This window comes from Zunongwangia sp., assembly GCF_048269745.1.
Taxonomy (GTDB): domain Bacteria; phylum Bacteroidota; class Bacteroidia; order Flavobacteriales; family Flavobacteriaceae; genus Zunongwangia.
On record NZ_JBLXIB010000004.1, the window covers coordinates 283,231 to 302,930 of the forward strand.

16 protein-coding genes and 1 pseudogene are annotated in these 19,700 nt (G+C 35.4%); 9 read left to right on the top strand and 8 right to left on the bottom strand.

The window, feature by feature from the left end; translation table 11 throughout:
* Position 1: 1 nt before the first annotated feature.
* The gene (locus tag ACN0WI_RS07460; protein WP_417886031.1) at positions 2-3,163 is read right to left on the bottom strand and encodes a SusC/RagA family TonB-linked outer membrane protein; all 3,162 of its coding nucleotides are present in this window, start codon (positions 3,161-3,163) and stop codon (positions 2-4) included.
* A 320-nt stretch (positions 3,164-3,483) separates the two neighbouring features.
* Positions 3,484-3,918, bottom strand: coding sequence for a MarR family winged helix-turn-helix transcriptional regulator (locus ACN0WI_RS07465; RefSeq protein WP_417886032.1), 435 nt, complete (start codon positions 3,916-3,918; stop codon positions 3,484-3,486).
* An 84-nt stretch (positions 3,919-4,002) separates the two neighbouring features.
* Between ACN0WI_RS07465 and ACN0WI_RS07470 the strand changes: the two genes are divergently transcribed.
* Together ACN0WI_RS07470 and ACN0WI_RS07475 are read left to right on the top strand one after the other, a co-directional pair.
* Positions 4,003-4,458: a GNAT family N-acetyltransferase gene (locus ACN0WI_RS07470; RefSeq protein ID WP_417886033.1), complete on the top strand. Its 456-nt coding sequence runs from the start codon at positions 4,003-4,005 to the stop codon at positions 4,456-4,458.
* Positions 4,440-4,919: a GNAT family N-acetyltransferase gene (locus ACN0WI_RS07475; RefSeq protein WP_417886034.1), complete on the top strand. Its 480-nt coding sequence runs from the start codon at positions 4,440-4,442 to the stop codon at positions 4,917-4,919. Before ACN0WI_RS07470 ends, ACN0WI_RS07475 begins: the two co-directional genes overlap by 19 nt.
* A 108-nt stretch (positions 4,920-5,027) precedes the next feature.
* On the opposite strand, the gene ACN0WI_RS07480 is transcribed toward ACN0WI_RS07475, so the two are convergent.
* On the bottom strand, positions 5,028-5,999 hold the full coding sequence (locus ACN0WI_RS07480; protein WP_417886035.1) for a helix-turn-helix domain-containing protein: 972 nt from the start codon (positions 5,997-5,999) through the stop codon (positions 5,028-5,030).
* Between the two features lie 137 nt (positions 6,000-6,136).
* Between ACN0WI_RS07480 and ACN0WI_RS07485 the strand changes: the two genes are divergently transcribed.
* From ACN0WI_RS07485 to ACN0WI_RS07505, 5 genes are read left to right on the top strand one after another with little or no spacing between them, the layout of a single operon-like run.
* Entirely contained in the window at positions 6,137-7,888 is a 1,752-nt protein-coding gene (locus ACN0WI_RS07485) for an ABC transporter ATP-binding protein (RefSeq protein ID WP_417886036.1), read from the top strand.
* An 11-nt stretch (positions 7,889-7,899) separates the two neighbouring features.
* Complete coding sequence (locus ACN0WI_RS07490) at positions 7,900-8,718, top strand: siderophore-interacting protein (protein ID WP_417886037.1); 819 nt, start codon at positions 7,900-7,902, stop codon at positions 8,716-8,718.
* Positions 8,719-8,727: 9 nt separating this feature from the next.
* Positions 8,728-9,987 carry an NAD(P)-binding domain-containing protein gene (locus ACN0WI_RS07495; protein ID WP_417886038.1) on the top strand — a complete coding sequence of 420 codons (1,260 nt, stop codon included), beginning with the start codon at positions 8,728-8,730 and terminating at the stop codon, positions 9,985-9,987.
* A 10-nt stretch (positions 9,988-9,997) separates the two neighbouring features.
* On the top strand, positions 9,998-10,726 hold the full coding sequence (locus ACN0WI_RS07500) for a DUF6796 family protein (protein WP_417886039.1): 729 nt from the start codon (positions 9,998-10,000) through the stop codon (positions 10,724-10,726).
* A gap of 7 nt (positions 10,727-10,733) precedes the next feature.
* Complete coding sequence (locus ACN0WI_RS07505; RefSeq protein WP_417886040.1) at positions 10,734-12,452, top strand: ABC transporter ATP-binding protein; 1,719 nt, start codon at positions 10,734-10,736, stop codon at positions 12,450-12,452.
* Positions 12,453-13,414: 962 nt separating this feature from the next.
* On the opposite strand, the gene ACN0WI_RS07510 is transcribed toward ACN0WI_RS07505, so the two are convergent.
* From ACN0WI_RS07510 to ACN0WI_RS07530, 5 genes and pseudogenes are all read right to left on the bottom strand, one after another.
* Positions 13,415-14,800: a DHA2 family efflux MFS transporter permease subunit gene (locus tag ACN0WI_RS07510; RefSeq protein WP_417886041.1), complete on the bottom strand. Its 1,386-nt coding sequence runs from the start codon at positions 14,798-14,800 to the stop codon at positions 13,415-13,417.
* Between the two features lie 451 nt (positions 14,801-15,251).
* Positions 15,252-15,440 (bottom strand): annotated as a pseudogene (locus ACN0WI_RS07515) (integrase core domain-containing protein); the annotation flags it as partial.
* 18 nt (positions 15,441-15,458) lie between these two features.
* On the bottom strand, positions 15,459-15,815 hold the full coding sequence (locus tag ACN0WI_RS07520; protein WP_417886042.1) for a DDE-type integrase/transposase/recombinase: 357 nt from the start codon (positions 15,813-15,815) through the stop codon (positions 15,459-15,461).
* A gap of 118 nt (positions 15,816-15,933) precedes the next feature.
* Positions 15,934-16,107: a transposase gene (locus tag ACN0WI_RS07525; RefSeq protein ID WP_417886043.1), complete on the bottom strand. Its 174-nt coding sequence runs from the start codon at positions 16,105-16,107 to the stop codon at positions 15,934-15,936.
* Positions 16,108-16,459: 352 nt separating this feature from the next.
* Positions 16,460-17,896 carry a PLP-dependent aminotransferase family protein gene (locus ACN0WI_RS07530; protein ID WP_417886044.1) on the bottom strand — a complete coding sequence of 479 codons (1,437 nt, stop codon included), beginning with the start codon at positions 17,894-17,896 and terminating at the stop codon, positions 16,460-16,462.
* An 89-nt stretch (positions 17,897-17,985) separates the two neighbouring features.
* Here ACN0WI_RS07530 and ACN0WI_RS07535 point away from each other — a divergent pair, with 89 nt between their 5' ends.
* Together ACN0WI_RS07535 and ACN0WI_RS07540 are read left to right on the top strand one after the other, a co-directional pair.
* Positions 17,986-18,432 carry a GNAT family N-acetyltransferase gene (locus ACN0WI_RS07535; protein ID WP_417886045.1) on the top strand — a complete coding sequence of 149 codons (447 nt, stop codon included), beginning with the start codon at positions 17,986-17,988 and terminating at the stop codon, positions 18,430-18,432.
* 56 nt (positions 18,433-18,488) lie between these two features.
* Positions 18,489-19,619: an aspartate aminotransferase family protein gene (locus ACN0WI_RS07540; protein WP_417886046.1), complete on the top strand. Its 1,131-nt coding sequence runs from the start codon at positions 18,489-18,491 to the stop codon at positions 19,617-19,619.
* The last annotated feature ends 81 nt before the right edge of the window (positions 19,620-19,700 follow it).

A 19,700-nucleotide genomic window follows, 5' to 3' on the forward strand; every position in this document is an offset into this window, starting at 1 on the left:
ATTAAAATTTAAAATTAAGACCTAAACCAAGGTATCTTGAAGATGGATCTTGAATATTATTATCATCGGTTGTTTTATAATCTGGGTCGGTATAAAAATCCCCTTTTGTAAGTACAAATAGATTATATCCATTAAAGCTTACTTGAGCATTTTTAATAGTTTTACTATTTAGTAGTTCCGTAAAATTATAACTCAAACTAACACTTCTTAATTTTAAGTAAGTACGATCAAACACATTAGCAAAGGTCTCGCTTTCGTCTTCTGTTACTCGTGCACGATATGGATAATTTTGAGACCAAGTTTGCCAACTGATTGGTTTCGTATGTTCTTTAAAAATACGGGTATCAGAAATTACGGTTCCGTTTACGTCTCTTACTAACTTACCACTTACTAAATTTACTCCTTCCGGAACATATACCGGATTTCCGGCGGCGTACTCTTCATCTCTATATTGTACTGATTTTGGATGTTTACCACCCCACCACATTTTTTCTACAACTTGAGATCGGAGTACTCCTCCCCAAACACCATCAACAGCAACATTTAGGTTCCAATTTTTATACTTAAATTCATTTACAAATCCAAATGTCCAATCTGGATCGAAATGCCCTAAATAAGAAGGATACGTATCTTTTGTTGGTAATCCTGTCTCTGAATTAAGAATAACCTCTCCATCAGAAGATTTCTTCCAGGTAGTATCGTAATAACTATCTAAGCGATCGTTAAGGGATAAATTACCGTATTTATTAGCTCCTCCAGCAATTTCAGTAATCTTCTGAACGCGTTTTGTCCAGTTTAATACACCAGACCATTTAAAATCTTTATTCTGAACAGGTTTAAATCGTAATGATAGTTCCACTCCATTAGTTGTATACTCATTTCCATTAATTAATCTTGAATTAAATCCTGAGGCTAATGATATTGGCTGATTGATGATTTGATGCGTATCCAAGGTATTGTAATAAGTAGCATCTAAAGCTAAACGGTTTTTCAGAAAGGAAGTATTCAAACCTATTTCAAAAGAAGTTGAGGTTTGTGGCTCAATATTAGGATTTACAATTGTTGCTCCTCCCATTGGATAACTTAAGCGTTGTATATTCGCAAAATTACCGGAACTTTTATAATATGGAGAAGTTTGGTAAGGATCTAAATCACTAGATACACGGGCCCAAGAACTGAATAATTTAATATAGCTTATAGATTCCGGTAAATCGACCATATTACTAAGTAATACACTAGCTGAAATAGATGGATAAAAATAAGATCTATTATTTTTAGGCAGTGTGGAAGACCAGTCGTTTCTAGCTGCCATAGTTAAGAAATAAGTATTAAAAAGATCTAATTCCAACGTACCATAGACACTATTAATGGCTTTTTCTGTTAATTGATTTTCAGCTTGTACAGGACCTGTAGAATTTCCCATATTATACACTCCAGGAACAGTTAGTCCATCGGTTGCTGAGAATTCTTCCTGAAATTTTCTATAGAAAGTAGAAGCTCCTGCATTTACTACAATTCCAAAATCCTTAGTGAATTTATTATCGTAAGTAGCTAGAGCATCATAATTTATATCTAAATGCCGTGTATTTGTAGTTTGGTAAGATCCTTCACGAGAAGCACTATAATTAAAATAAGATTTTGGACTTTCTAGATCTTCAAAATTCTGTTTTAACACTCCAGAACCTCTTACTTGAAGTTTTAAATGCGGATCAATATCATAAGCTAGTTTTAGCTGTGCATTTATTAAATCTGAATTGTATTCTTTTTTAAAATTATTAGCTCCAAACCAAGGATTATTATACCACGCATAATTCCAGTTTGCCTGACGGTATCCTTCTAAACCAGGAATCCATTGATGGTTTTTAAGATCTTTTCCATTTACATCTTCTCCCATCCAAATTAATAGTGTATACATATGCCCACTTGGATTATATCCGTAATTAGGATAATTTGGCGAGTACACTTTATTATAGCTTAGTTTACTTGTTAAGCTTAACTTATCGGAAAGGTTACTTAGCGATTTAAAACTTAATCCGCCTTGATATAAACTCGAGTTAGGAACTCTATCTTTATTATAGGCAAAGTTTCCATTTAGACGGTAAAAACCACTTTCACTTTTTTGACTGATACTGAAGTTAGTTTTTGAAATAACACTCGTACTTAAAAACTCATCTAAATTATCATGTCTTACCCATGGTAATGGTTTTCTTGAATATCTGGATTTATCGTCATATTGTGTTCCTTCAACATTCCCATACCAAGAAATTTCTTCTCCGGTTTGGTTATCTACAATTGGACTATTCCACTGTGGTATTAATAAATTTTTATCAAATTTTGGTCCCCATATCATATCTCCATCTGAGATTCCTCCATCAGCACCATCCCAAAATTCATATTGTCCATTAGAGCCATTTCCGTATTGATGCTGTGTTTCGGGAAATATTGCATATCCTGCAGACATCATTACATTCTGGCTAACTTCTACTGTCAATCCATCTTCAGTAGCATTTTTAGTTGTGATTAAAATAGCTCCGTTTTTCCCTCTAGAACCATATAAAGCAGAAGCAGATGTTCCTTTTAAAACATTTATAGCTGCAATATTATTTTGAGGAATATCGTAAAAATCAGTTTCAACCGGAATACCATCAATAACTACTAAAGGTTTTTTACCACGTAACGAAAAAGATGGTGCTTGGAATAATCCCGGAGGGCTGCTTACTTGTAAACCGGCTACTTTACCTGAAAATAAATTTGCTACATTAGGAACAGCTATATTATCTATACTTTCCATTTCAATTTCTTGTGTAGCATAACCTACTTTCTTTTCCGCTCTAGTAATTCCTAATGCTGTTACTACTACCTGCTCTAAAGATTCAGTATCTGGTTTTAAACTAATATTTAAATTAGACTGCTGCCTTATTAAAATTTGTTTATTCTTAAATCCTAAATACGAAAATTTTAGTGTATCTGTAGATTGAGCTTGAACTTCAAATCGACCATTAAAATCGGTAGTGGTTCCTACCTGATCACTATTAATTCGAATGTTCACACCGGGCAACGGAATACCTTCCTGATCGGTGACTGATCCTATGATATCGTTTTGTGCAGAAAGTATTTCTGACAAGCCAATAATCACAATTAGAGTTAAGTAAATATTTCTCATTTATATACATTTAATTTGACGACAAAATTAAATGCAGTTAAAAGATTCTATTTTAACTTAATTTTAAAAGAAAACTACTTAACGATTAAAAATTGAAATAGGTCACAATTAATAGCTTACTAATTATCAACAACTTAACAAAAATACTATTTCTAAAATATTAATTATCACTTAACAAAATTTGATCTTAATGTAATACTTAGTGTTAATAAAAAAGAAATTGCTAGTACGCAGATTCAATAGTCACTTTATCATAATTCTATTGGTAGTTTTAAAATATGAGCAGTTTAGTAACCGATAGATTCTCTTTAGATATCTATCTAAGTACTTTTATATAACAAATCCATAACTCGCTCGAACGAATGGGCCAATTCTTCCTGTTGTGGAAGGGATAAATGTGAAATGATACCCGCAACAGAATCGGAAGATAAATCATCGAGCTTTTGTTGCTCTTCAATGCCTTTTTCGGTTAAACTAATTTTAAAAACACGCTTATCGGCTTTTGATTTTTCTTTGGTTAATATCGAATTTGAAATCAGTTTTTTGATAATTCGGCTTAAATAACCTTCATCTAAATTCAATACCCTATTAATTTCGGTAGCGGTGGTATTGCCTTGTTCTTTAACGATATACAAAATATGAGACTCGGTAAGCGAATACCCAGTGTTTAAGAAACTTTTTTCTAACAAGCCAATACTTCTTACATAATTACGGTTGAATTTTCGAATGCTATGTATAATTTCAATCTCTTTCATAAAATTTACTTGCTTATATCAAGTATTTTTAATTATATTTGCTTTTGTCAAGTAATATACAACATCTTATACTAAAATTCAGCTATGATCCGTGTAAAAAATATAAATACCCATTCTCCGTATTATCAGGAGATGCGTGAGCTTCGCAATAAAGTATTGCTACGTCCCCTAGGGATTCCCGATCATTCCTGGGAGATGCACGACGAGCGCTCTTGGCATTTTGTAGCACTAGAGAATGACAACGTGATTGGTTGTGCGGTGCTGGTTCCTTCCAAAGAACATAAAACCTTGGCGCAATTGATACAAATGGCAGTAGATCCCGATGTTCAGGGAAAAGGTGTAGGTCAGTTATTGCTTAAGGAAATCATCACTTTTGCCAAAAGTAAATCCTTAAAAGAGATTCATTGTCATTCCCGACAATATGCGGTCGACTTTTATAAAAAAGCAGGTTTCACCATCTATGGCGAAACCTTTACAGAGGTAGGCATACCGCATAATCATATGAAATTAAAACTACACTCATGGAAATTAGACAAATAAAAAGAACCGACAATAAAGCAGTGGCCAACTTGATTAAGAGCGTGTTCGAAGAATATCATGCCCCAAAAGAAGGAACGGTATATTCTGATGCGGCCACGAATAGCCTTTATGAATGCTTCGGAATAGAAAAAGCTGAACTTTGGGTAGCTGAAGATCAAGGTGAAATCGTAGGTTGTTGCGGCGTATATCCTACCGAAGGCTTACCTGAAGGCTGTGCCGAACTGGTTAAATTCTACATCGGTAAAGAAGCCCGTGGAAAAGGTTTAGGCAAAAAATTGATGGAGGCTTCTCTGGCTTCTGCCGTGCAATTTGGGTACCGGGAACTTTACCTGGAAAGCTTGCCCGAATTCTCCAATGCGGTTTCCTGGTACACAAAACTGGGGTTTAAAAGCTTGGATGAACGTTTAGGAAATTCAGGACATTCTTCCTGTAACATCTGGATGCTGAAAATGTTGGTATAATTTTCAGCATACTATTATGAATGATTAACTAGATAGTATGGTGAATTTTATGTAGAATCACCAGGATACTTTCCTCTTGGAATACCATCGAGCTAATGCATAACTCCATTAAGCTTTAAAAGAACTTGGGGAAACGCCATATATTTTTTTAAATGCTGTAGAAAAGTGTCGGGCATTGTTATAACCTAAAGCTTCGGCAACTTCCTGAACGCTTTTTCCTTGTTGCGTAATTAACTCCTTTGCTTGTTCCATTTTAGCCTCTTTCCAAAACCCAAATACTGTAGTGCCAAATACTTCTTTAAATCCTTTTTTCAGGGTAAAATCATTAGTGCCAACAAGGTGTGCCAATTCCAGTAGTGAAGAGTTTTCACTTATATTATTCAACATAAAATCCCTCACCTCATACATTTTATCAATGTCCTTTTTTTTGAGGGAAGTAGGGCAAGAATTCGGTTCAGAAATTTGTTCCAATTGCAGCAATAAGAGTTCAATTACTTTTGCTTCCAAATACATTTTCTTAAAAATTCCCTGACGCTGGCAGTTCATTATTCCATCAATGATTTCATACATTTGGTGATTAATGTGATAATGTTGTTCTGTAAGTAAGTTGGAATGGCCTTTTTCTATGCTGGTTCTGAATTTTTCAAATAACCTGTTGTCGTCCGGTATAAATTTATTAAAAAAAGAAGGACTAAGGTTAATTTCACAAAGCTGTAATGCTTTACTTTCCCAAATCATTTCTCCGCAAATGCCTTTGGCGTATACAATGTTATGTTGATGGTCTTGAAAACGTACATTATTTTTAAAACTGGATGCACTTACGTTACTTTTCCCCTTCAGAGCAAAGTGCATTTCTACCGTTTCCAGGTCACTTTCAAAAAAAAGTTTCACTTGATCCTTAAGCGATACATTACCAAACCCAATATGCACCCCTTCAAAAGCAATTTCTTTATAATAGCCTTCACCAAATTCGCTTTTAAAAGTCGTTTGATTTTCACGAATTCCATGCTCTCCGCTAAATGGCAAAGCACTCTCAAAAAGATTGATTTTAAAATCTCCCGCATATAAACTGATGTGCATTCTATACGTGTTTTAATTGAGTTATTCCTTTTTGCGGAGGTTTTACTCCTTTTTACCAACACTCCATAAATGGATTGCCAATAATTTTGTCCAAAGTTATGATTATTTAGAATTATTCTTAATAATAACCTTACATAATGAGTAAAAGAGATAAAAAAAAGGGCATTTTCCGGCTTTTAGAAATTGCCGGAAGGCGTAAAAACCTCCTTATCGTTTCCGGTGTACTTGCCGTGCTACACGCCATTTTAAGTTTAGTACCCTACGTGTTGATATTTTATATCATTAAGGAGCTAACACAAGTAGAGGTGGATTTTGGCTTGACCCAACAGTACATTGTTCAAGCGGTTATAGCCGCAATTATCAGTATGGTTATCCTCTATATTTCGGGTATTCTCTCTCATATTGCCGCTTACCGCATTTTATATCAATTAAGAAAATACATTATTGAGAAGGTGGGCAAACTTCCAATGGGCTACCTGAATAATAAAAACTCCGGTGCACTCAAAAAAGTGCTGTCAGATGATGTAGAACGTATTGAAAATTTCATTGCGCATCAAATTCCTGATTTTGTTAAAGGAGTAGCCCTACCGTTACTGACAATTGGCTACCTTTTTTCACAAGACTGGCGCTTGGCTGCTATAAGTGCAGTGCCCTTACTTGTTTTGGCTGTTTTACTCCCAAAAATGTATGGCAATAAAAATGAAAAACTCATTCAAAATTACCATCAATCATTGGAGGATATGAATGCGGGTATTGTAGAATATGTGCGAGCGCTGCCGGTGATGAAAATTTTTGGACAATCTGCTGAAAACTTTGAAAAATACGGTCATACCGTAAAGCGCTTTTATGGATTTGTGCAGCAATGGATTAAAAGCAGTACACCCGCATTTTCTATTTTTATGAGTTTTACCAGTAATGCGCTGTTACCGGTGTTGGCGTTGGGCTTATACTTTTATTTTCAAAACGGAATCTCTTTAGCTACCCTGCTTCTTTTTCTAATTTTAGGTACGGGTTATATCAAACCTCTTTTTGCGATCAACAATATGGGCATACAACTTTCCATCATTAATAGGGGAGTAGAACAAATAGATGACTTGTTGGATCAAGATGTTTTAGTAGAAAAAAACGAGAAGCAACAGCCCGAAAACTATGAAATTCAGTTTAAAGGGGTTTCGTTTGCGTACCAATCAGACCAGCTAGTACTGGACGAAATCAATTTTAGCGTTGCTGAGGGTAGTATTACAGCTCTGGTTGGACCCTCCGGTGCCGGAAAAAGTACAGTTGGGCAGCTGATTTGCAGGTTTTGGGAAGTGAATAAAGGGGCCATTTCGATTGGTAACATAAATATCAAAGAGTATCCTACCGCACAGTTGATGGAACTGGTATCCTTTGTATTTCAGGACAGTTTTATGTTTCAACAAAGTATCTATGAAAATATAAAAATGGGGATGGATAAAACGGCTGAAGAAGTCGAAAATGCAGCAAAAGCAGCACAAATTCACCAACTCATCACCAGTCTTCCCAATGGATATGATACACCCTTTGGGCAAGCAGGCATTCATCTGAGCGGGGGCGAACAGCAAAGAATTCAACTGGCCCGGGCGATACTTAAAGACGCACCTATCCTTATTTTGGATGAAGCCACCGCCTTTGCCGATCCTGAAAGTGAATATCAGATTCAAAAAGCCTTTAGTACGTTGATTAAAAACAAAACAGTTTTGGTTATCGCTCACCGTTTAAGCTCTATTACCAACGCTGATCAAATTCTGGTGTTTGATAAAGGTAAAATTGTAAGTAAAGGCAAACATGAGGATTTACTGAAAAACAGTGCACTCTACAAACGAATGTGGGATGCACACAACAGGGCAAAAGACTTTGTCATCCAATAAAAAAGCACAACATGAGCATACAAAACATGAAAACAATTCAGGCAGAACTTAAAGTCAAGAGGAAAGAATATCTGAGCCCTCACTATATACGCGTATTTCTTACCGGGGAGAAAGTCCCTTTGTTTGAAAATACCACAATTGGGGTCAATAATAAAATACTTATTCCACCCAAGGGAAGTAATCGAATTCATTTTCCGGAATTTGATGATAAAAAGATGCAGTGGAAACCGCAACCTGAGGATATACGACCAATTGTGAGAACTTATACCCACCGCGGTATAGACCTTAAAAACAATGAAATTTGGATTGATTTTATAGCACACGGGGAAGAAGGTCCGGCTTCTGCCTGGGCTATACATGCGCAACCTGGTGACCTGCTGGGTGTGTTAATGCGGGATGGTAAAACCGAACTTTACCCAAAAGCTGAAAATTATCTGCTCATAGGAGATGCCACAGGCCTGCCCGTACTAGCAGCCATTTTAGAAGATCTCCCAAAAACAGCCAAAGCCACCTGTATCATTGAAATTCAAGGACCTGAAGATGAACTGCCATTGAAAACAAATGCAAATGCTCATTTCATTTGGTTGCACAATAAACATCCACAAAAAGGGAGTCGACTGGCAGACGTAGTAAAAGAACAGAATCTACCTCCAGTTCCACATTTTGGTTATGTCGCTGCAGAATTTTCTTCTGTAAAGGAAATTCGCAATTATCTACGCAAAGAAAAAGGCTGGCAACGAGAAGATTTATACGCCTATTCGTATTGGAAAGCAGGAATGACGGAAGATAAATCTATAACAGCAAGACATCAAGAAAAAGAAGAATACTAAACCATAAAAATGACAAGTAAAAAAATTAATTATAAAGTCGCCATTATTGGTGCAGGACAAGCGGGATTAGCCACAAGTTATTACCTCCAAAAATCGGGCATTAACCATATTGTACTGGAAAAAAATGTAATTGGTTCTTCTTGGGTTTCCCAACGTTGGGATTCATTTAAAATGAACACCCCAAACTGGATGACCGCACTCCCCGAAATGCCATTAACCAAAGCGATAAGCCAGCAGTTTATGACCAAAAATGAATTTGTCGCTTACCTAAAAGCCTATGTTCAAAAATTTAAATTACCCATAGTAGAAGAACACCAAGTTCTTCAGCTTAAAAAACAAACGGATTCCTTTACCATCCTTGCTGCGAATAAAGGAAAAAGGCTTGAGATAAAAGCCGATTTTGTGGTAATCGCTTCAGGAATAATGAACAAACCTAAATTTCCTAAACTAGCACAAAAAATTCCCGATAATATTGTACAGCTACACGCTGCCACCTATAAAAACCCGAACCAATTACCTAAAGGAAGAACGCTGGTAGTAGGCGGCGGACAGTCGGGCTGCCAGATAGCGGAAGAACTCGCATTGTCGGGAAAAAAAGTGTATTTGGCTAGCAGTAAAGTACCCCGCGCTCCTAGACGTTATAGAGGTAGGGACATTATGGAATGGTTGGACATCATGGGAATTCAAGATACCTTGACGCAAGACGTAAAATCAACCCAACAAGTACAGACTAAACAACCACAAAGTTCAGGAGTGGGTGTTTTTGGACATACGATTAGTTATCAATCCTTACATCAAGTAGGAGTTGCTATTTTAGGTTCGTTCAAAGGTATTGATAACGCAACCTTTTATTTTTCAGATAACGCAAAAGAGAATATTCGTTTTGCTGATGATGCTTCGCAGGCGATTAAAGAAAATATTGATGGATTCCTTATTAAACATCCTGAACTGAATACAGAGGTCACGGAAAAAGATAAAGCAGATTTCCCAGATGCAAACTATTCCTCGGCTTCTGAAATAAAGGAAATTAGTATCAAACAGGCAGAAATCACCTCCATTATTTGGGCAACAGGATTTGGATATGATTTTTCTTATTTAGAGTCAGCCCTTTTAAACGATACAGGAAGCCCGGTGCATAACAATGGAATAATGAATACGGAGCGTTTATACTGTATTGGTTTTCCATGGTTAAGAAAGAAAAAATCAGGATTGGTATATGGCATTCAAGAAGATGCCAAATTTCTTGTAAAAAAAATAAAAAACGCTTAAAGACGATAAGATGAACTATCAAACAAAAATAAAATGGTCTTTTATTTCAGCTATTATTGCCTCTGTATGTTGGGTGATTGGGGATATTGCGATTGCCGGCTTTGAGATCATACCAGAAAAATACCCTCTTTTTTCTGAAACGTATGCAGATCAAGTTGATGTGGAGTTTGCAGTATTAATGCTAGAAGGTTCTACCCAACGATTAATGTTTGGCGCACTGATCGCATCAATGACGGCTATTTTATTTCTGCCGGGGGTTTGGTTGGCCTATCAGTATGTAAAAGATCAGTCCAAATGGTATGCTTGGGTTACTTATTTTATTCTGGTGCTAAGTGTACTCTTGATGCCCTTAGGCCATGGGGTTTTATTTTATACCGGTGAAATTTTTAAGTCCATTTATAACAGTCCTGTTGCTGCCCATCCTTATCTGCTTGAAACTGCTGCCGGATTCATGCAAATGTTGTACATCACTTGGGGAACAGCCATTGTCGTATTACTATTGGGGTGGTTTCTATTTTCGGTGTTAATATTCCTAGGAAAAACAACACTTTCCAGATGGGTAGGTCTTATTAGCCCGGTTTTTCTTACGATCTATCAAATCCCCATCAAATCGATTTTACCGGCTTCAACTTTTAAAGACTGGTTAGCTGCCGCGGGGTTTAACGTTTCGTACCTAATATTCTTTATCCTACTCCTTATTTTTTTTAGAAAAAAACTATTCAAACTTCCTATTAATTAAAAAAGTTATGATCAAAAATTTAAACCGCATTTGTAAACTAAATCCCAAAGCTACGCTTAAGGTACTTTTTTGGGAAATTTTACACAGCATTTTTGTTGCTGCACCTTCAGGAATATTACTCGTTATTGTGTGGGAATTATTTTCAGCGCATCCCAATACCACTAAAATTTGGACGGTAGTAGGGGTAATGGCCGTAATGTTGATTTTGCAATTTTTTATTGCCGCAAAATCAATGTTGCAAACCAATAGTTGGGTGTATGGCTTATCCACCCAGTTGCGGATTAACTTAGGAAACCGTTTACGCAAATTTTCGCTTGGCTATTTCAAACAAAAGAATCCGGGAGAGGTAGCCTCAATCGTTTTGCAAGATGTAGCTAATTTTGAAGGTATTTTCGGGCATAGTGTGGGTAATCTGGCATCAGCTATTTTTGGAACAACCGTGCTTTCCGTTTTTTTATTTATTTACGATTGGAGACTTGCTCTGTGCCTCTTAGCAGCTCTTCCCATAACCTATCTTTTTTTAATTGCAGCAAACTACTTGGTAAGTCGTTTAGGAAACAAACAGATTGCCGCACGAAATACCGTGGGCGCTAATTTTCTGGAATATGTACAAGGGATACGGCACTTAAAATCGTATGCCCTAATTGGAAAAAAACATACCGGATTGGAACAAAACCTAAAAGACCTTTGTGAAAAAAGCATTAAGATGGAAGCCGTACCCGGTCCTTTTATAGTAACTGCTTTTATTGTGTTTGAAATCACATTCCTAGCCATGGTGGCATTGGGTTTGTATTATTTAAATGATAATACGATTACTATACCGGTGCTGATTAGCTTTTTAATTTTAGGTTATCATCTTTACAATCCGCTAAAAGTGGTAATGGTTGATTATTTATCACTGCGTTATATGAATGAAAGCCTGAAACGGATCATTGAAATGCTAGATGCTCCTACCATGGCATCTGGAACGGCTGAACTCCCGCAGAAATTTGATATTGGATTTAAGGAAGTAAGCTTTGGTTACCAAAATAAACCTACAGTGCACGGGCTTAATTTTCACATCCCCGAAAAATCAATGCTTGCTTTGGTCGGACATTCCGGTTCGGGAAAATCGACCATTGCTGCGCTTATTGCTCGCTTTTGGGATGTGAATTCAGGAAAAATAGAGATTGGAGGAGTTCCCATCAAAGATATTCCTCAAGAACAGTTTTACGAATTGATCAGTGAAGTATTTCAGGAGGTGTACTTGTTTGATGATAGTATTTACAACAATATAAAAATAGGAAATCCTAAAGCTACAGAATCGGAGATTATTGATGCTGCTGAAAAAGCCCAAGTGCTGAGTTTTGCCTGGGAACTTTCCGAAGATCTGCATACAAGAGTGGGTGAAGGAGGGAACAAACTTTCGGGTGGTCAAAAACAACGCATAAGTATTGCTAGGGCACTGCTCAAAGATGCTCCTATCGTGTTATTGGATGAAGCCACGGCAAGTTTGGATCCGGAAAATGAAATTTTTATTCAGAAAGCCATTCAAGAGTTGGTTAAATCTAAAACGGTGGTGGTCATTGCCCATAAACTGGCAACCATTATGCGTGCCGATAATATATTAGTCCTGGAGAATGGAGAAATTGCTGAAAGGGGAACACACGCCCAACTATTGAATAAGAATGGTATTTATCGAAAAATGTGGGATATCCAACAACAATCAAATGGCTGGAAGGTGTAAGTACCTGAATTAGATTTAAGAAAATTGCAGGACTGCCTAAAATGTTAGTAAAGAAGTTTCAGTTTGGGGATATTGCGATATAAATTTTCTGCGAAAATTCACTCAATCCCCCAAAAATGGATAAAACTATACCAAATTCCTTATCCTGCGGATGTCAACCACTGCGCTAGGCCATCCTCCATGCCCAGCGCTGCAGAATTGATTTGTTTTACTACAGATAAAAAAAGTAGTACTTAATCATGAAAATATCAATTATTACTAATTACGGACAGTCAAAAAAATACAATCCAAATTAGATAAAAACATCACTGTTTTTTGAAACCTAGAAATTTAGATATGGTGTGACTGAAATTGGTAAAGTTGACGTGATTTACATATGACAAAGCTATTGATTTGTGTTGTGAATAAAAGGAAAAATGGTCAACTTATTGTTGAATTAAGAAGTCAAAAGAGATGAAACCAACCTGATTTAGTCAGTGCCTGCGTGAAGTACCGATAAGAAATTGGAAATTTCTTTAAAAAGTTGGTTGATTTTTAATTGGAATTTTACAGTTATAGTTTTTGAAAATATTAGTTTCATCATTCATTAATTAAAGCCCTTTGAAAAAGCATTAAAAAGGATTAATATGGGCTTTGACATTGCTTTTGCAAAAATTGCATATAATATTTTCTTCCTTCAAATTTTTAGAAAATCAATTAATCAATTCTATATTCTTCAGGAGTTTTCATTATTGTAATTTTAATGCTCCATTTCTCTCTAATTTACCTCACAAACATCGACCGATTATAGGAATACTCTTTAAGATTTTACATTTTTTAAATAATCGCATTGTATCCGCATAAGGATTATATAGCTTAGGTTCAAGCAATAAAATTCCATTTTGGAGATAATACGATGTTTAGAACTTCGCTACTTGCAATTAATTCAATTTTTCCCTGCACTAAGCGGAATGTACTTAATTTTATTTTATTCGAATACTTAAACCATCATCCCTTTTAAGATTAAAATACTGAATAATTGCTAAGTATCCTACAACAGCGGTTATGGTAAGTGCTAATTGAAAATCTTCAATTTGATATTTAATTCCATTACCATGATAAGTAGTGGAAACATGTAAGCTTGCCGCACCTAGGGCAATCCCTAAAGCTATAGACAGTTTTTGCATTGTGCTATATAATGTATTGGCATTACTCATTTGCTCAGGATCTACATCACTATATGCTAGGGTATTCAAACTACTGAACTGCATCGATCTCGTTAAACCTGAAACGAATAATAAAGCAATAATTAATCCGTAGGGCACTTTAGGATCTAAAAAACTTTGAGCAAAAACGGCAGTAGCGAGTAAAAATCCATTAATGGTTAAAACTTTTTGGAAATTATATTTTCTGGTAATCCAAATGGTAGCAGGCTTCATCACTAAATTGCCAACCATACTTGACATATATAGAAGACCTGCATCAAAAGCATTTAAACCAAAACTAATTTGAAAAAACAAGGGCAATAAATAAGGAGCTGAATTAATCATTATCTTGTTTACTGTCCCTGACATTATTGGTATTCTGAACGTTCTTATCTTTAAAACCGAATAGTTTATGATGGGATATTTCACTTTAAAAGAATGCCAAACGGAAATGACCAAGACAATTAACGCGCCAACGATAAACATAATTGAAAGTAAAAAATCGGCGTCCTTTTCTGTACTTAATTCGATTCCGATCATCAAGACAAGTAATCCTGTTCCACTAAGTAAGAAACCTATCCAGTCAAGAGGTCTTTTGCTTTGAATTTCTTTATTTGGAATATATTTTAAGGCCAATAATATGCATAAAATCCCTATAGGTACATTTACAAAAAAGATCCAGTGCCAGCTTAAATAAGTGGTAAAAAAACCGCCTAAAAAAGGTCCAATAATTGGTCCTGCCAACCCCGGCCAGGTAATGTACGCGATAGCGGTCACCAAATCTTTCTTTTCGGTATTATGTAAAACCGCTAATCTACCTACTGGAACCATCATGGCACCTGAAATTCCTTGAAAAATTCGAGCACCTATAAAAAATGGAAGCGACTGTGATAATCCGCATAATACCGAACTTATAATAAAGCCCGCCATAGCACTACTAAAAACAGTTTTAGTTCCATATCGATCGGCAATCCAACCACTGATAGGAATAAAGACAGCTAACATAATTACATAAGAAGTGATTCCCATACTCATTGTAATAGGATCAACCTCAAAATCGACAGACATTTGCTTTAGAGCAGTTGTAATTGCAGTACTATCTATATTTTCCATTAGAAATGCACCACCAACGATCAAAGAAACATTCAAGGATTCTTTTTTCATATTTTTAAAGTGAAATTATGGGATTTTAACTATTTTTCTATTTACTCTTCTCAAAACACAATATGTAAATCAATTAATCATTTTACTAGTTGATATTCAAAAAAAGTATAATGTGTGACTATGGAGAGCTTTTTACTACACTGTAATTAATGGTATTAATACGCATATTTTTGAAAAACTTAATTTCTACTATCTCATTCATTAGGAGTGTCTGATGAATTAAATAATTTGCAAAATTAACAAATAATAGTTGATTCTTTGTTTTAAAGAAGCTTAAAAGAGTATTTTCTATTTGTTGAAATTAGCTATTAATTGTTTTAAAATTTTTCCATAATGTATTGTTAAAATACACTTTTGTATATCCTTTAATTAAGTTTCCTTTTATAAAATCGTGAAGACTTCCCCGTTTTCAGACAGTTCTAAATTACACAATTCTTCTTTTTCATTAGGTCTAGACCCAATGAAAATTCTTTATAGATCTGATTGGGGCTTTTCTTCCCATCGATTTATGTGGATGATATTTGTTGTAATCTTCCCTGAAGTCTTCAGTTATCTGTTGTACTTCTTCTAAATTTCGAAAGATATAAGCATCCAACATCTCTTCTATAAACGTTTTATTCAACCTTTCAATGTAACCATTTTGAGATGGTTTGCTAGTTTAAATATAATTGACCTCAATCCCTTCAGTTTCGCAATAGGACATAAATATTTTCGAAATAAATTCCGGTCCATTATCAACTCGTATTTGCAAAGGTTTTCCATAGATCTCTATGGCCTGCTTTAGGTATTCCTCTGCACGTAGGGCAGGTATTGATAATGCTGGAGTGGTACATAGTACCTCTCTATTATAATCATAAATAAGGTTAAATACCCTAAACTTTCTTCCTGTAATTAAGCCATCACTTATAAAATCTGCACTCAATACCTGTCTTGGTGCCTGGGGTTGATTTAGGGAAGTTTTAATACGAGTGCTTTTACTCTTCCTTCTCAGTTGTAGACCTAGAAGCCTATACACTCGAAGAACCCGTTTCCGGTTCCATTTAAAGCCTTTTTTTCAATAATATTTTGAGGATACGGTGGTCGAGGATCAAATCAGCATGCATCTGCTTTAGACACTAATTCTCTTGCTTACGCTATTTAAGCTCCTTAAATTGTTGAGCATCAATATCAACATACTTACGCTTCCAGCCGTAAAAGGTTGCGGTGGTAATTCCTTTGTCTCGGCAAATGTCGGTAACCTTTATTCCCGATTCGTACTGTTGAAGCATTGCAATTATTTGTGCTTCTGTAAAGCTGCTTTTCTTCATAACTTAAAAATAGTTGATTTTTAAACTGTATGAAAAATAGGAAGCCTTCAGTATTTTAAAATCATCATCAATAAATAAGTTCTACTTTTAAAGTTATAAAGAAAGACTCTGCAAAAGAATTATCCCAGCAATTTCCCTTTCTACTGTTTGGTATAATAAATGTTCTAAATGCTTTTGAGACCTATTATCCTGCCTGATTTGGGTAAAATATTAAATCTATGTTTATCTTACAATTTCTTATAGTCATTTTCCATAGAAGAACAATAGTTAGATTGATATAGAAACTTGGAATCAGCCAATGTTTAATCTTGCTATTGAATTATCAATCACAACTTTATCCTTTTTTAAAAGGCTATTCCTGCAAAATAGTTTTCAGAATTTCAACAGTTGACTCCAGCTCCTGTTCATTCATGGAGGCGAATCCAAATCGGAAGGCATTATTTCTCAAATCGGTTTTTAAAATTTTCAATTGTGATGACTTTATCAATTGACGAACTGAATATTTTGGATTAAGTTTTATCCAGATAGCCATTCCTCCTGATGGGATCGTATAAGATATATATTTACTTAATTTTTCTTTCAACAAATTATCTAGGAAATCTCTGCGTAAACGATAAGTTTTTTTTGCTTTTCTTATATGTCTTTTTAGCTCTCCATCTTTAATTAAGGTAGCCAAAGCATTTTGCATATATCCATCACCACCAACATCTATAACTTCTCTTAGAGCAGAACATTGCCTTATAAAATTTTGAGGAGCAACCATATAACCTATACGTAACGAAGGGTCCAGTATCTTTGAAAAAGAACCTATATAAATCACATTTCCGTTATGACTACCACTAGCTAAGGGCAAATAGGGTGAGCTGGTATAGTGATAATCATAGTCATAATCATCCTCTATTATAGCGAATTTATATTTGTTAGATAACTCTAATAATTTCATCCTTCTTTCCACACTTAGCGTTACCGTTGTTGGATAATGATGATGCGGAATGACATACACAGCACTAATATTTTTCTTCTTACAAATAGTTTCTATTATAGCCGTATCAATTCCATTTTCGTCTACGGCTACTTCAATAAGTTTTGCTCCTGCTTCTGAAAAGGATCTATTTGCGAGTGTATAATTAGGGATTCCTACAATAATATTCGATTTTTCATTTAAAAGCAGTTGAGAAGAAAGATAAATACTCATTTGCGCACCGTGCGTAATCAAAATATTGTCTGAATAAATATTTAAACCTCTTGTTTCAGATAAATATTTAACCATCTCTTCTCTTAACCACAGTGTACCTTGTTCCGCTCCTATTTGGGCTTTTTTAATGGCATAGTTTCTCGAAGTATAGGAACGGTAGACTTTCAATAATTCATCAATTGGTGATAGTCTGACATCCGGGTGTCCATCATCAATTATAATCTTAGGGATACCAACTTTATCTATTGTTTTTTCTATCCGCCTAAATGGAAGATCGAAGTCATTTTCGTAAGATTTCAAATTAGCCGAAGAGTTCCTTTCTTGAGGTTTTATCAATGGGATGCATTGTGATACCAAAACATGCTTTCTTGGAATTTTGGTGATCCAGTCTTGCGTATCCAATTCATCATAGGCCGAAATAACAGTTTTACGGTGAACATTTAAGGTTTTGGACAATACACGACTACCGGGAAGATGTGTTCCCGGCTTTAAAGTACCATTTCTGATTGCATTAATAATTGAAAAGGCAATTTGCCTATAAATAGGAACTTTATGCTTTTTATCAATGATGATAATATGTTCAAAGGGCAACATCCTGGACTACTTATTAACTTAAATCTGGATCACAAAAGTAGTCCAATTTATAAATAACTTTGTCTCTTAAACCATAATTTATATTTATAATGACTTACAAAATAAAAAAAGCAAGTCTAGAAGACTTGAACGAAACAGCGGTATTATTTGATCTTTACCGTGTTTTTTATCGTCAGGAATCGGATGTTGAAAAAGGAAAGGCATTTCTGAAAGAACGTTTTCTAAATAGCGAATCAGATATTTTTATTGTGATAGTTGAAGATAAGGCCGTGGGATTTGTACAACTCTACAAATTATTCCACTATACCAAGTTAAAGAAGCAATGGTTGTTAAGCGATTTGTTTGTTCATCCCAATTACCGAGGTAAAGGATTATCGATAGCCTTAATCAATCGAAGCAAGAAGTGGTGCGAGGAAACAGGTGCTTGTGGTCTTATGTTGGAGACTGAGAAAACCAACGACATTGGAAATAAACTATATCCCCGTTGTGGTTTTGAGTACGATGGCTTGCACAACTATTATCATTGGTGGAAATAAAAGATAATATTTAGGACTGCGAAAGCTTATCCCTAGTTTAAGACAATGATATAAATATGGAAATATTTGATGTTTATAAGAGGTTAAACTTAGAAATCGCCAAAGGCCATGGAAGATTTGTTTGGGATACCAATGGTAAAAAATACCTTGACATGTTTGGTGGCCATGCCGTATTATCTATCGGCCATTCCCATCCTCTCTATATTGAAAGGATAACTAAACAGTTAAACAAATTAGGATTTTATTCGAACAGTGTTCATTTATCGTTACAGGAAGAATTGGCCCATAACCTCGGAAAAATATGTGGTAAGGAAGAATACAGGTTATTTCTATGTAATTCAGGGGCTGAAGCCAATGAAAATGCACTTAAATTGGCGTCGTTCGCTAATGGTAGAAAGAAAATTATCGCCTTCACAGGAGCATTTCACGGAAGAACTTCATTAGTCGTAGCTGCAACTGATAATCCTTCTTTAACCACTCCTGTCAATCAAACAGAAAATGTGATTTTTTTGCCCCATAACAATGTAGAAACCTTGAAAGATACATTTTCGAAACATAAAAAAGATATTTCTTCGGTTATTGTAGAGGGTATTCAGGGAGTAAGTGGTATTTATCCTTCGGAACCTCAGTTTCTAAATAGCATTCGTCAACTATGTGACCAATATGGAGCCTATTTTATTGCTGACTCTGTTCAATGTGGATATGGCAGAAGCGGTAAGTTTTTTGCTCACGATTATGCAGGAGTTGAAGCTGATATTTATACGGTAGCAAAGGGAATGGGTAATGGATTTCCGATCGGAGGACTGGTTATTCATCCCAAATTGGTTAGTAAACCAGGGATGCTTGGGACTACTTTTGGAGGAAATCCACTTGCTTGTGCTGCTGCTTTGGCTGTATTGGAAGTTATTGAGAATGATAATTTACTAGAAAACGCTTTAACTATTGGAGATTATCTCCAAACGGAATTAAAGAAGTTTAAGCAGATAAAAGAAGTGCGGGGAAAAGGTTTAATGATAGGGATTGAGTTAGCCGATAATAATAAGGGATTGCGTGACCAACTTATCAAAAATCATAATATTATAACTGGTGAAGCAGGACAAAATGTGATAAGACTACTCCCTGCATTGAATACTACAAAAGAGGAAGCCAGTTTACTTTTAACGGCTCTGAAACAAGAATTAAACTGAATAGTGCGGATAGAATGCTCCTAATAATAAGCTATAGAGCTTGTTTAGCATTCTATTCGATTTCGATAAAAAACTCTCAGA

Coding starts and splice junctions, on each gene's coding strand:
- ACN0WI_RS07460 (WP_417886031.1), bottom strand. CDS start 3,163: ATGAGAAATATTTACTTAACTCTAATTGTGATTATTGGCTTGTCAGAA.
- ACN0WI_RS07465 (WP_417886032.1), bottom strand. CDS start 3,918: ATGAAAGAGATTGAAATTATACATAGCATTCGAAAATTCAACCGTAAT.
- ACN0WI_RS07470 (WP_417886033.1), top strand. CDS start 4,003: ATGATCCGTGTAAAAAATATAAATACCCATTCTCCGTATTATCAGGAG.
- ACN0WI_RS07475 (WP_417886034.1), top strand. CDS start 4,440: ATGGAAATTAGACAAATAAAAAGAACCGACAATAAAGCAGTGGCCAAC.
- ACN0WI_RS07480 (WP_417886035.1), bottom strand. CDS start 5,999: ATGCACATCAGTTTATATGCGGGAGATTTTAAAATCAATCTTTTTGAG.
- ACN0WI_RS07485 (WP_417886036.1), top strand. CDS start 6,137: ATGAGTAAAAGAGATAAAAAAAAGGGCATTTTCCGGCTTTTAGAAATT.
- ACN0WI_RS07490 (WP_417886037.1), top strand. CDS start 7,900: ATGAGCATACAAAACATGAAAACAATTCAGGCAGAACTTAAAGTCAAG.
- ACN0WI_RS07495 (WP_417886038.1), top strand. CDS start 8,728: ATGACAAGTAAAAAAATTAATTATAAAGTCGCCATTATTGGTGCAGGA.
- ACN0WI_RS07500 (WP_417886039.1), top strand. CDS start 9,998: ATGAACTATCAAACAAAAATAAAATGGTCTTTTATTTCAGCTATTATT.
- ACN0WI_RS07505 (WP_417886040.1), top strand. CDS start 10,734: ATGATCAAAAATTTAAACCGCATTTGTAAACTAAATCCCAAAGCTACG.
- ACN0WI_RS07510 (WP_417886041.1), bottom strand. CDS start 14,800: ATGAAAAAAGAATCCTTGAATGTTTCTTTGATCGTTGGTGGTGCATTT.
- ACN0WI_RS07525 (WP_417886043.1), bottom strand. CDS start 16,107: ATGAAGAAAAGCAGCTTTACAGAAGCACAAATAATTGCAATGCTTCAA.
- ACN0WI_RS07530 (WP_417886044.1), bottom strand. CDS start 17,896: ATGTTGCCCTTTGAACATATTATCATCATTGATAAAAAGCATAAAGTT.
- ACN0WI_RS07535 (WP_417886045.1), top strand. CDS start 17,986: ATGACTTACAAAATAAAAAAAGCAAGTCTAGAAGACTTGAACGAAACA.
- ACN0WI_RS07540 (WP_417886046.1), top strand. CDS start 18,489: ATGGAAATATTTGATGTTTATAAGAGGTTAAACTTAGAAATCGCCAAA.